The sequence below is a fragment of the Pelagibaculum spongiae genome, from assembly GCF_003097315.1.
GTDB classification, from domain to species: domain Bacteria; phylum Pseudomonadota; class Gammaproteobacteria; order Enterobacterales; family Pelagibaculaceae; genus Pelagibaculum; species Pelagibaculum spongiae.
Map to the genome: position 1 here is coordinate 173,071 of NZ_QDDL01000002.1, position 12,997 is coordinate 186,067.

8 protein-coding genes are annotated in these 12,997 nt (G+C 44.0%); 4 read left to right on the forward strand and 4 right to left on the reverse strand.

Annotated elements, in window-relative coordinates; all coding sequences use genetic code 11:
* Positions 1-168: 168 nt before the first annotated feature.
* Complete coding sequence (locus tag DC094_RS06750; protein WP_116686368.1) at positions 169-1,263, forward strand: glycerol dehydrogenase; 1,095 nt, start codon at positions 169-171, stop codon at positions 1,261-1,263.
* 151 nt (positions 1,264-1,414) lie between these two features.
* On the opposite strand, the gene DC094_RS06755 is transcribed toward DC094_RS06750, so the two are convergent.
* Complete coding sequence (locus tag DC094_RS06755; RefSeq protein ID WP_116686369.1) at positions 1,415-3,043, reverse strand: methyl-accepting chemotaxis protein; 1,629 nt, start codon at positions 3,041-3,043, stop codon at positions 1,415-1,417.
* Between the two features lie 241 nt (positions 3,044-3,284).
* On the opposite strand from DC094_RS06755, the gene DC094_RS06760 reads away from it, so the two are divergent.
* Positions 3,285-4,805 carry a YifB family Mg chelatase-like AAA ATPase gene (locus tag DC094_RS06760; protein WP_116686370.1) on the forward strand — a complete coding sequence of 507 codons (1,521 nt, stop codon included), beginning with the start codon at positions 3,285-3,287 and terminating at the stop codon, positions 4,803-4,805.
* A gap of 97 nt (positions 4,806-4,902) precedes the next feature.
* On the forward strand, positions 4,903-7,305 hold the full coding sequence (locus DC094_RS06765; protein ID WP_116686371.1) for an efflux RND transporter permease subunit: 2,403 nt from the start codon (positions 4,903-4,905) through the stop codon (positions 7,303-7,305).
* A gap of 129 nt (positions 7,306-7,434) precedes the next feature.
* Here DC094_RS06765 and DC094_RS06770 read toward each other — a convergent pair whose 3' ends face one another.
* A complete protein-coding gene (locus DC094_RS06770; RefSeq protein ID WP_116686372.1) occupies positions 7,435-8,031 on the reverse strand; it encodes a GspH/FimT family pseudopilin in 597 nt (198 codons plus the stop codon).
* Positions 8,032-8,222: 191 nt separating this feature from the next.
* On the reverse strand, positions 8,223-10,382 hold the full coding sequence (locus tag DC094_RS06775; protein WP_116686373.1) for a tropomyosin: 2,160 nt from the start codon (positions 10,380-10,382) through the stop codon (positions 8,223-8,225).
* Positions 10,383-10,729: 347 nt separating this feature from the next.
* On the opposite strand from DC094_RS06775, the gene pfkA reads away from it, so the two are divergent.
* Complete coding sequence (gene pfkA, locus DC094_RS06780; protein ID WP_116686374.1) at positions 10,730-11,707, forward strand: 6-phosphofructokinase; 978 nt, start codon at positions 10,730-10,732, stop codon at positions 11,705-11,707.
* A gap of 511 nt (positions 11,708-12,218) precedes the next feature.
* Here pfkA and alkB read toward each other — a convergent pair.
* Positions 12,219-12,866 carry a DNA oxidative demethylase AlkB gene (gene alkB, locus DC094_RS06785; RefSeq protein WP_116686375.1) on the reverse strand — a complete coding sequence of 216 codons (648 nt, stop codon included), beginning with the start codon at positions 12,864-12,866 and terminating at the stop codon, positions 12,219-12,221.
* Positions 12,867-12,997: the final 131 nt, after the last annotated feature.

Below are 12,997 nucleotides of genomic sequence, written 5' to 3' on the forward strand. Positions count from 1 at the left end.
GATACATATCAAACGCATTTATTTTACTTCTGCCAATCTGCATCTAATCTATTTATACCCAAGCCACCCTAAAATGCAGAATTCAGCTGCAATTAGCTTGGCTATGCAACTGAATTCCCCCCTATCACTCCATAGTGTTGTTCATTTGACACTGTTTCAGGAGGCTTCATGCTCGCAACTGCTATTTTCCCTGGTCGTTATGTTCAGGGTGATAACGCATTATCCGCACTCGGCGAAGAAGCGGCCCGCCAGGGACATAGAGCATTAATCATTGCCGATTCATGGGTTCACCTTCACTTAATGCCAGAAATCAGCGAAGGTCTGTCTGATTACATGCCGTGGCTGGTTGAAACTTTTAGCGGTGAATGTAGTGATGAAGAAATTGACCGACTAGTTATCCAAGCCGAAGACGCTGACTGTGATGTCATTATTGGAATAGGTGGCGGCAAAACCCTCGACACTGCCAAAGTTGTTGCTTTCATGCACGGCTGTCGACTGGTTGTCGTTCCAACGCTCGCTTCTAACGATTCTCCTTGTAGCTCGCTGTCGATCATTTACTACAAAGACGGCCGCTTTAAACGATATCTGCAACTGCCAAGAAATCCCGATGCCGTGATTGTCGATACCGGTGTTATTGCCAGAGCGCCCCTTCGCAGTTTGGTCGCAGGTATGGGCGATGCGCTAGCGACGCTTTATGAAACCGAGGACTGTCGCCAGTCAGGTAAATCTAATCAAGCCGGGCGACGGCCACCATTAATTGCCACCGCGATTGCCAAGCTATGCCATGAGACTTTAATGGAATGGGGAGAGTTAGCCGTCGACGCGGCAAAGATTCAAGTCGTAACACCGGCATTGGAACACATCGTTGAAACCAATATTTTACTGAGTGGTTTAGGTTATGAAAGTGGCGGTTTAGCAGCAGCACATGCCATTGGCAATGGGCTGACAGCACTACCTCAAACCCGCCAGTCGATGCATGGTGAGAAGGTTGCATTCGGCGTGCAGGCAATGATGTTTTTAACCGGTCGCAGTCGAGATGAAATAGATCGTGTTTATAGTTTTTGTCACCGGATAAAGCTGCCAATGACTTTGGAATCACTCGGCTTGGCTGACCCGTCAACAACAGAATTACAAATGATTGCCGAAGCTGCCTGTAGTAAAGGCGAATCGATGGACCATGAACCCTTTGCAGTATCAGTTAAGCAAGTTATTGACGCGCTTAAAATGGCCGATAGCGAAGGTAGAAAATGGCTGAAAAAATAGCTATCGCGTTTAAAGTAACAATATCCGCACTGGCATCCATGCCTCTTTGCGGTATACATTCCGTCCTTGGAAATAAAAACCTCGATAATTAATTATTGAGGTTTTTTTCGATTTAACAACTTTCCAAATCCGCTATTTTAAAGCCTATTTCCTAACAGCGATACCTACTAATTTCCTTGCGTAATTTTTCAGCCAAATCAGCTACCTGATGACAGCTATTTAATGTTTGATCGCAGCCAGACAAATTCTCTCGAGACATTCCGCTGATATTTACCAGATTACGGCTAATTTCTTCAGCAACTGCCGTTTGTTCAGTCGCCGATGCTGATATTTGCTGGCCTAAACCTGAAGTAAACGACAACTTTTTCAACACTTGCTGCAGTTGCTGGCTACTTTCGGCCACTACCTCAACAGATTCACGAGTAGATGTTGAGCTGGTTTGCATTACCTCAGCAGCCTGATTAGCCTGACTCTGCAATTGTTCAATGATCCCTTGAATTTCTGTAGTCGACTGGCGAGTATTTTGCGCCAACACACGCACTTCATCGGCAACCACCGCAAAGCCCCGACCAGATTCACCTGCTCGCGCTGCTTCAATTGCAGCATTTAATGCTAATAAATTAGTTTGTTCAGAAATCTGATTAATCACCGACAGCACTTCGTTAATTTTTTCAGTGCCTTCTCGTAACGCCAAAACCACTGTTTCCGCCTGACCAATTTGCTGCGATGCCAAACTGATTGAATCACTGGCTTTATCTAGTTTTTGCCCGGTTTGTAACCCAAGCTGATTACAGGTTTCTGTTGCATCCGCAGATTGAGTAATATTTCTATCAACTTCTGCAATCGCCGCTGCCATTTCTTCTACCGCACTGGCAATATTATCTACTTCTTGTGATTCATTTCTAGCATTGCGATTAGTTTGCTCTGCAACTGCTGTCACATCTGAAATAGTGCTATCCAGATCATTGGTCGAATGACCCAGCTGCTTCACCAGTGCTGACATACTCTCTAACATAGAATTAAACGCATCGGCCAACTGACATAATTCACTCTTACCACAGCTATTTAAACGATGAGTTAAGTCACCCGCAGCAGATTTTTGAGCCAGACCAACCATCATTTGCAATGGCATGGTAATCGATTTGGCAATCGCCAGACTTACCGCAATAAAAGCTATTGCCAGTAGTCCAATAATTAGCAATGTAGTTCGTAGTTTCGAATAAAATAGCGCATCAATATCATCGATATAAACACCGGTTGCTAAGACCATATCTAGCTTAGGAAGATATTTTAGCAAGGTCGCTTTTGGGTGAGGTTCGCCACCCGAATTCTTTGGATAATAATATTCAATATAATTTTCACCATTATCAACCAAACCCCACATATCTTTAAAAATTCGTCTGCCATGGGAGTCTTGCCAATTAGCAACATTGGTTCCTAATAAAGTTGAATCATCTCGCGTGGCACGAAGCTGATAGTTCCTGTCAAGAATAATGAAATATCCAGAGCCTTTTGAATATCGATATTTACTCACCTGACCAAAAGTCATATTTAGCGATTTATCAATAGGTATACCCGATGCCTGCATACTTTTTAATTGCTGGTCAATTACGCCGTCCATAGTTTCTAATTGCGTTGCTAGTAAACCAATTCGTTCCTGCCTCATTAAGTTTTTTTGATCAACTAGCGCAGAAACAGATAGCCCAGCCATCATAGCTAAAGCTATAAAAACTAAGCCAAACAGTCGTTTCTTTACTGTCATCGTCATCAGAACCCGCATGATTCACTCCAAGATATCCAGATGCCACATTGTTATAAATGCTGACTTTCTGATAAATTTATTTTGTTACTCATGTAACAAATAGCGCCCAGTCAAATGATGAAAAAGCAAATATTACTTTTAAATTTACTGGCTAAGCATTTATCGGCATTCACCAACAAATGTTTAGGCAAGAATGTCGCCTTTTAAAATACTAGCCGGGGTCTAAACTTGAAGCTCATACCCTTAAAGTTTTTTTCTTATGAGCCTCGCCCAAGTTACCAGCAGAGCAGCTGGTCTTGATGCACCGTCGGTATTAGTTGAAGTTCACCTCAGCGGTGGCTTGCCCGGCTTTACATTGGTTGGCCTTCCAGAGACAGCAGTCAAAGAAAGTAAAGAGCGCGTTAGAGCGGCCTTGCTTTCATGTGGCTATGAATATCCTTCCGAGCAACGAATCACCATTAACCTTGCACCTGCCGATTTACCCAAGGATGGTGGTCGTTTTGACCTGCCGATTGCCGTGGCACTTTTGCTAGCAACCAAACAGCTTTATGTGCCCCAACTAGAACATTGGGTATTAATTGGTGAGTTGGGGTTATCGGGTGAAGTTCGCTCGGTTGATAGTGTTTTGCCTACCGCTTTAATGTGTAAAAAGAAACAACAGGCACTGATGCTGCCATCAGCTAATGCGGCAGAAGCAGCACTGGCCAACGGTGAAAATTTCGCCGCTTCTAATAATTTGTTGCAAGTATGCGCTCACTTATCCCAGCAACAATTACTGCCACCTTTATGGAGCGAACAGTTATCCAGTCAGCAATCTTTGGCGCGCCACCACAAGCAACTACCTGACATGGCCGACATTCAAGGGCAGTTTCAAGCCAGAAGAGTGTTAGAAATTGCTGCTGCCGGCAATCACCATCTCCTAATGTCAGGCCCTCCCGGTAGCGGAAAAACCATGTTGGCGAGCCGACTAGCAGGAATTTTACCGGCAATGACCGAACGAGAAGCACTGGAATCTGCGGCGGTTCATTCGCTGCGAAATCCTTTTAATGCTGATTTGTGGGGTATTCGGCCTTTTCGCAGCCCACATCACACTAGTTCTGCAGTGGCTCTAATTGGCGGCGGTAGTAAGCCCTTACCCGGCGAGATTTCTCTGGCTCATCACGGGGTATTATTTCTCGATGAACTGGCAGAATTTCCAAGAAAAATTCTCGATACATTGCGCCAACCATTAGAAGCCGGTGCGGTAGAAATATCTCGCGCCAGCCAGCAAAAACGCTACCCAGCTCGCTTTCAGTTAGTCGGCGCAATGAACCCATGCCCTTGTGGCATGCTCGGCCACCCCAAACAAGCTTGCCAATGTAGCCAGGAAAACATTCAGCGTTATCAATCTCGAATATCTGGCCCACTACTCGATCGATTTGATTTATCAATTGAAGTACCGGCTCAGCCACTACAACAAATTAGCCAGACCAGCCTCGGCGAAGCAAGCGAGCTAGTTCGACAGCGAGTAATCGCATCTCGGCAAATTCAGCAACAGCGGCAAAATATTCCAAATGCACGGCTGTCGGTAAAACAGATCAAACAATTCTGTCAATTAACTACTGAGGACTATGATTTCCTATGCCAATCACTGGATAAATTAGGGCAATCTGGCCGAGCCCTTCACCGCACCTTACGGGTGGCAAGAACCTTGGCGGATATGCAACAGCTGGCGCAAATAGAACGACCGCATCTATTAGAAGCGTTGAGTTATCGGCTTAGCCTTAAAAGTAATCACTAACTCATCCCAATTTTTGAAAAATTCAACATCGCCAAAAGACTGCTCAATCGGTAGAATCTTTGGTCACAGCTAAAAATAACAAAAACAAAGGCTGGCTATGTTGCAGCGTTATACCGATTGGCTTCTACAGCGGCATAAACTGATTGTGCTGTTTTCACTTCTAATTATTCTGGGTTTGTCCTCCGGGCTGGCTCTACTAAGCATCAGTTCTGACTTGCGTATCTATTTCGACAAAGACAATCCATGGCTGATGGATCTTGAGCGGATGGAGCAAGATTTCACCGGTCAACATAGCTTGGTTTTTTACGTCGAGGCCGATAATGAAAAGTTTCCACAGGGTATATTCAACCCGCAAACGCTGGAGCTGGTTTATCAACTGACCGAAGCGAGTTGGCAGTTACCCTTCGCCCAACGCGCATTCTCTTTATCCAATTACCAGCATACGGTGGTTGAGCAAGATGATTTACTGATTAATCCGCTGATTGAAGACCCGTCGGACTTATCAGTAGAGAAAGTCGCATATATTCGAAAAACATTGCTACAAGAACCAGAACTCAATGGCGCATTGGCTAAAGATAATGGCAAAGCCACCGTGGTATTGGTGACCTTTGTATTGCCAGAAGAAGACAGTGAAGGCGCAACCACCAAACAAGTGGTGGATGCTGGCCGGGCACTGCGCGACCAAATGCTAGCGCAGTTTCCAGGTAATAAAATTCTACTGGCTGGCACCACCATTTCTAACCAGAGCATGAAAGAAGCGATCGAGCAAGATTTACAACAACTCACTGGGCTTAGCTCATTAGTGATTATTTCCATGCTGTTTTTACTACTGCGTAGCCCTTCTGGAGTTATTTTAACCTTGGCAATTATTGCTAGCTCAGTCGGCTTGGCAATGGGAATTTGGGGTTTAATTGGTGGAAAACTAACCCCAGTTTCTGGCTTTGTCCCTACGGCAATTATGACCATTGCAGTGGCCGATGCAGTTCACCTGCTAGTAAGCTATTACCAGAGCTTGCAGCAGCAAAATATTCGGCTATTAAGACGGGCATCCGAATGGTCATCACAACAAATTAAATTCGCTGCGATTAAAGAAACATTACGACTTAATTTCAGCCCAGTAGTTATTACCAGCATAACTACTATTATCGGCTTGCTGTGTTTAAATACTTCAGATTCACCACCCTATCGGGATATGGGCAACCTAATCGCAATGGGGGTGTTTATGGCAATGGTGTTATCACTATTTTTATTGCCAGCATTACTTGCTTGGTTACCACTTCCAAAAGGCAAACTAGCAACCAGTGCTAATGCATCGAACACCACCAATCAGCAAGTGCATATTATGTCACGCTTCGCCGATATAGTGATTCGCTGGCGTAAAGGTTTAATGCTGGCAACTATTGTTGTGGTGCTAGGACTCGGTAGTTTTGTACCGCAAAATACTCTGACCGAAAACTGGCACCTCTATTTCGATGAAACCTTCGAAGCCAGACAATCCATTGAAGCAATGAATCAAAACCTGGGCACTGGCCACCGCATTCATAAAATTGTCGATTCTGGCAAAGAAAATGGCATTAATGACCCTCAATATTTGCAGCAGTTGGAAGAACTTGCCAATTGGTACCGTCAGCAGCCTGAAGTGAGTCATGTTGAAAGCTTGGCGGATATTATCAAACGGCTAAATCGGAATATGAATGCCGATGACCCCAAGCTATATCAGATACCAGAAAACCGACAATTAACCGCTCAGTATTTATTGCTGTACGAATTATCGCTGCCAATGGGTTTAGGGCTGGATAATTTATTAACCATGGATCGCGCCGCCAGCCGAATGGCCATTGTACTGAAAATGACCGATTCAGAAACCTTGCTTAATCTCGATCAGCGATCGCAAATTTGGGCAAAAGCAAACCTACCATCGGTTATCGTCTCCGATGCTACTGGACTGGAAATGGTCTTCGCCCGATTAATGCGTACTAACATTCAAGGCTTGGTACAAGGCACCGGGCTGGCGTTGCTTATGATTTGTATCGTCATGGCATTTGCACTTAAATCGGTAAAAATGGGCTTAATTACTTTGGTGCCGAATATTTTCCCAGCATTATTGGCTTATGGTGTTTGGGGAATTGTCGCTGGATATGTCGATACTGCAGTCGCGGTGGTGATCTGCATATCGCTTGGCATAGTAGTCGATGATACAGTGCATTTTTTGAGTAAATACCTGCGCGCTAGAAACGAACAAAACCTCGATGCTGCCGATGCGATTCGCTATGCATTTAAAACAGTCGGGGTAGCTTTGATTATTACATCTAGTGTTTTAATTGCCGGATTTTTAGTGATGCTAACCTCTCACCTTAATCCGACTCGCGATTTAGGTATTTTACTTTCAATTACCATCGGTTTTGCATTGATGGTTGATTTATTATTCCTACCGCCGCTATTAATTTGGCTAGATAGAAATAAAGCAGTAAAAGTAGACGCGTTTCAGAAGGCTGCTTGAACAAGAGACACGATAGGTTTCTTTGAGCTAAGGCGAAGCGTGGCAGTTATATCTTGTCGCGTTTCGCTGCGTGAAAAATGACCTGTATTCTTTTGAATATCAATACCTACCAAGAGATTGCAAAAAAAATCACTTACACGCTATTGCCGCCCCACTAGAAAAATATTCCTGAACACCGTCACCATCTCCATCGATAGTTTCTCTGGCACGGCCACCTTTGTTAATACTCAAGCCTTTAAATTTATCTGCAGCGACCGATTCGGCACAAAAAACAAAGGTGCCGTTCATATCATTACTGCGACCCAGAGCTGAATATTGAAAATAATTGGATGATGGAAAACCACGATAATCTAGTTTGTCTGATCGACTTAAACTATCTCGAATGAGAAAAATAGAATCATTAGCATCAACTTGCCTATTTGAATTCCTATCTAAAAAGGCAATCCTACCGACACTCCAACTTCCTCGGCTTCCATTACAGCTGGCACCATCACTACTAGAGCAAATCGTCACAACAGAAGCATTTTTCATTGCTTCAGAACGTGCTAGACGGAAATCAGTTTTTAGATCAGAAACGGTAGTTTTGATTCGGTTACCCACCATAAAGCTTTGAAAAGAAGGAATCGCTACACCGGCCAAAATACCCACCAAGGCAATAACAATCATCAATTCAATTAGGGTGAAACCATTTTTGAAAGGGTGTGGAACGATTTTTTGCAGCGCCATAACAGATCAAACCTGATTCAAATTATTATTTAAAAACAGCATAGACCAAGCTAGAATACATGGCGGTTCATTTCAAAATACAAGACCTTAAATACCTGTATTGTAACAATAAACAAAACCCAAAACACTCTCTGGCACTAATTAGCCAGAGGGTGCTAGGAATTTTATTTTTTGAGCTTACATCTGATTAATCAGATATTAATTCGGATAATCAAAAAGCCAATCCTTACCAACGCACTTAAACTCAGCGCTTCACCATAAGCGGCTTGCTCAGCTTCCAATGTCAGTGCATCGATGCCAGCCATGCTCAGAGTTATATCCAAGTTCAAGTGATCAATCATCTGCACCATTTGCTGACTATCTTGCGGCGAAAGCTGGCTTGATAGCGTTGCATTACCTTGAATATCTAACTGGGCATTCGGTAGAACTAACTGGCCATTAATAGAAAATGCATTGCTCTTCCAACTGTCAGAAACTTTCTGTGCCGAGATTTGTAAACTAGCTTCAAGAGTCGAACCATTGGTTGCGGCAAAATCTAGCTCACTAGCTGTTAATCGATCTGCACCTTTAGTTACCTGAATAAAATAGTTTTCCACCGACTGTCCAGCAGCTGGCGTTAATTCTAGATAATTCAAACTGGCTTGCTGTGTAACGACACCCTCAGTTTCTAAAGACATTTTCAGCAGCGCAAAATCACCGTTAAAAATACTCTGGCTACCTTGTAACAATTCACCGTCAAGCTGCAATCCAGAAAACTTATCCCACACTCCCAGAGGTAGACTATCGGTTGCACCGAGTAAATCTTCAATTGCTGGCAAGCTATCTAATCGACTAATTAATTGAGAATCAGCGAGCAAATTCCCCTGGTCACTTTGCACCTTGAGGTTCCAGCCACCACTCCAACTTAGAGGATTTTGTTGACCAAGTTGGCTGATAGTTGCCTGGGCCGACATTTGATATTGGCCGCTGGCAATAAAAGTTAAATCACCTGAATCAAACACCACCGACAAATCATTAGTCGTCAGTTGATTATTAATATTTTCGCTTTGCTCTAATTGCCAATTTCCAATGCCATCTTGAAGTGCTTGCAATGAATCACCTAACAAACTCATTTCAATATTGGTAGTAGAACCAGAAACCGTAATCGAGCCATTAATAATTAATCTTGTGTTATCACCAGCAACAGCTGCAGTAATAGTGCCGTCGGCCGATGCATTGGGTAACCCTAGACTAGTTAATAAATCCGCTAAATTAACCGTAACTGCATTATTTACCAGATCAACACTCGATACCGCAGCCAACAGTTGTAACAATAAAGAAGCTTGCTGCTCAGCACCGGTTAAAGGCTGCATTTTCTCTCGCCAATCTGCTTGGCGCTGATCTTCCGCTTGGCTACCTTGCTGTAGCTGCTCGGCAATAGATTGTTTTAAATTGCTCGAACTATCTCTTACCTGATTGACCGCCGAACGTGAAGTAACCCGCGTAGCATCGCCATTCCAATTCGTTGAATCTGACTGACGCGCTTGATCACGCATTTGCTGTAAACGATTGGTCGCCGCATGGTTAGTCGGCAAAATTTGCATTGCCGCTTCGGATAACTCAGCAATCGAGTGGCCATCATCTGAATCTGCAGGTAATTGGCCGTCAGCTGAAAAATCATTTTTCATTTGCTGTAAATAAACACTCAGAGATAATTCTTGCTCCGCAGCTGCTCGAGCAAACGCGGCCATTAACGCCATTTCTCTTGCTTGATCCGCTTGTGCAGAAAGTAGCCCAGCAAACCCTGGCAGCATTTCTGCTTCGGGAGGTAAATCAAAATATAATCGGGCTTGCTGATTTTGCTGACGGATATCGTCAGCCGAGAATACCGCTTGTTGCTCAATTCTAGCGGCTGCCATATCGCTGATGGGGGTAATCAGTTGGAAATCATCGGCAGATGCCATATAAGCTTTTAACTGAAAACTGGCTTGGTGAAAGTTAAAAAATTCACCCATAGCAACTTGGCTATTTCCACCATTATTGTCACTCTCACTTTCACTACAGCCAAGAGATAATTCACATTGCATAAGAGTGTTTGCAGTGGTGCTTAAAATCAGAAGTACCGGCCCGCTCCAATCTGACAACGGTAATGAATAGTTTCCAGTGATATCGGTAGTAGTGCTAGCAAGTGCGGTGCTATCTACTTGTCCATCGCGAATTGCATAAGCTGCAACCTGCGCATTATGCAATATGCCTTTAACGGCCTGACCTTGAATAATGCCAGGTGTAAATTGACTACTATTTGAGCCACCACAACCAGCAAGCATAATTGCCAGTGCAAGGGTGATTGAGAATCCAGCAAGCCGCAACATCATTACATCTCCATCAGCGGAAAAATCATTCCTGATCAGAGCCTAAAAGCAACAGTTGCGACTTGCTTGATCTTCGACAGCAAACTGAGAGGACAAAACCTGACAAAATAACTAACTGTGAGACAGCGCCCATGATTCATATCCATTCGCCAAAATGTGAGTTCTGCACTTTGAAGTGGTTTGGGTATCGCTGGATCTGGTAAACTCGCTGTAAGAAAATTCATTTACTTTAGATTTTTAGTAGCAAGCAACGGTATCTGAGCTAAGACTTGGTAGCTGATTGCGCGCAAATATATGACATCTAGCTGAATTCAGCGGTGCCAAACCACATTAGATTAGAGGCAACAATGGCTAAACCTTCTATTGCAATATTAACTTCTGGCGGTGATGCTCCAGGTATGAACGCAGCAGTTCGTGCAGCGGTTCGTGCTGGTCTAAATGCTGACGTCGACGTATACGGCGTTCGTTGCGGTTATCAAGGATTGATCGATGATGACTTCATTCCAATGGATGCTAAATCTGTCTCGCACATCATCAACCAAGGCGGCACTACTTTACTGTCAGCCCGCTGTGAAGATTTCCGTACCGAAGCTGGCCGAGCCACCGCAGCTGAAAACCTAAAAAAACGAAATATTAAAGGTCTGGTTGTAATCGGTGGTGATGGCTCTTTTACCGGCGCCTTAAAAATCGCTCAAGAACACGGCATTTCAGTAGTCGGTGTTCCAGCTACTATCGATAACGATATTTACGGCACTGACTTCACTATTGGCTTTGATACCGCGGTTAACACGGTAATGGAAGCGGTGGATAAAATTGACGACACCGCAGAATCCCATAACCGTTTATTTTTTATCGAAGTCATGGGCCGAGATGCGGGCTTTATTGCATTGCACGCTGGTATGGCTTCTGGCTGCAGCGAAATTCTGATTCCAGAAGAAGAAACCGATGTGAAATATCTGGTTTCTCGTTTGAATGATCTTCACTCACGCGGCAAACGTTCAATGATTGTGATGGTTGCCGAAGGCGATCAGTGTGGCGGCGTATTCAAACTGGCTCGCCAAACTGAAGATGCATTAAAAGATATGCAGGTTCGAGTTACTGTATTAGGTCACTTGCAGCGCGGCGGTTCACCGACTTGTGCCGATCGAGTTTTAGCTTGTCGATTAGGTGTGGCCGCAGTAGAAAAATTATTGCAAGGCGTAGGTGGTGTAATGGTCGGCACTCGGAACCAGCAAGTAGTGACGACGTCTTTAGCAGAAGCGATCGAGAAAAAATCTAAGCCGGATGAAGATATGATTCGTGTGGCTCACACCATTACTTACTAGTTTTACTAAGTAAGCATTTTAAAATACCTGCTCCCGAGCGGGTATTTTTTTGTCTGGTGGCTTCCGCAACTGAGATTTTTGTTTTACTTGTCATTTAACTCGCGTCGCTGATTCATCTCTCACTTGTTATTCGCCGCCAGTCCGGTAGTTATAAAATAGCGCAATAAAAAAACTCCGATGCGTCACAGATAATTCAGGCTCAAGCGAAATTAGTTAATTGTTGGAACTAGTCCGATAAAAACTTTGGCTCTGAATAAGATAAAAGAAGTTTGGACTCAGTTTTAATCGAATTATTATTTAGTAACTTTATTCGACAACAGACCATTGCAGACTAGTCAAATCTGAATAACCCAGCAGATTCAATTCAGCGAGACAAAGCTTTACCTTGGGCCGATGCCATAGCTAAAAGCACCTTCGACAGCGCAGCCAATTACTAGGCTGCCTGCAGTTTGTTATTTTATCTATTTCCTCAGCTCGAAATTACTCCGCCAAGCAAAAGAATAAAATTAATTCAATTTGATTTTCTAAACGTCAAATTAATTCTCTGCCCCCCGACTAAAGGATGCTGTGCTTGCTTTACAGTGAGCACGCCATGATAACGCAATCGATCTTCGCCACCCCAAACCAGTACATCTCCATGGGCCAAAGGCACCTTCAGCTTTGGGCCAGTTCGAGTAAATCCGCCTAATTGAAATACTGCATCAATTCCCAGCGAGACAGAAACAATCGGCGCTGTCATGTCTTGCTCATCTTTATCTTGGTGCAATGACATTTTACAGCCAGTTAAATAACGATTAATCAAGCAAGCATCCGGTAGAAACGAATCAAACCCTGCAGCTTTTGCTGCACTCACTGCTAAGTCGAATAATGATTCCGGAATCGCAGGCCATGAACTGCCAGTCTGAGGATCTGTTGCTGAGTAACGATAACCGCTACGATCACTGACCCAACCATAATCACCACAATTGGTCATCGCTACCGACATAGTTTTGCCACCCGGTATTTGCATTTGTCGCAGCGCTGCTTGAGCAATCACCGTTTGAATATCAGCCCACAACTGCTGGTCAACCGAGCAAGCAAAAGCGGGCAATAACCAAGCTTGTGCTTGTAACTGGATCGCTGGTTGAGGCTGTGAGGCAAAGAGATCATCGGTCAACATGATTTTTCCGTTAGAAAATGGCTGGCACAAGCTTGATATACCGCATCTCAAGGGTTTAATTCTTCACAGTTTATAGCGATTGGCCAACCACTTGCGATATGAGATTTGTTTCGCGCGGCAAGATCAGCGAA

Excerpts from the sequence above, each read along its gene's own strand:
- pfkA (WP_116686374.1), top strand. The coding sequence starts at position 10,730 with ATGGCTAAACCTTCTATTGCAATATTAACTTCTGGCGGTGATGCTCCA.
- alkB (WP_116686375.1), bottom strand. The coding sequence starts at position 12,866 with ATGTTGACCGATGATCTCTTTGCCTCACAGCCTCAACCAGCGATCCAG.
- DC094_RS06765 (WP_116686371.1), top strand. The coding sequence starts at position 4,903 with ATGTTGCAGCGTTATACCGATTGGCTTCTACAGCGGCATAAACTGATT.
- DC094_RS06770 (WP_116686372.1), bottom strand. The coding sequence starts at position 8,031 with ATGGCGCTGCAAAAAATCGTTCCACACCCTTTCAAAAATGGTTTCACC.
- DC094_RS06760 (WP_116686370.1), top strand. The coding sequence starts at position 3,285 with ATGAGCCTCGCCCAAGTTACCAGCAGAGCAGCTGGTCTTGATGCACCG.
- DC094_RS06750 (WP_116686368.1), top strand. The coding sequence starts at position 169 with ATGCTCGCAACTGCTATTTTCCCTGGTCGTTATGTTCAGGGTGATAAC.
- DC094_RS06775 (WP_116686373.1), bottom strand. The coding sequence starts at position 10,382 with ATGTTGCGGCTTGCTGGATTCTCAATCACCCTTGCACTGGCAATTATG.
- DC094_RS06755 (WP_116686369.1), bottom strand. The coding sequence starts at position 3,043 with ATGCGGGTTCTGATGACGATGACAGTAAAGAAACGACTGTTTGGCTTA.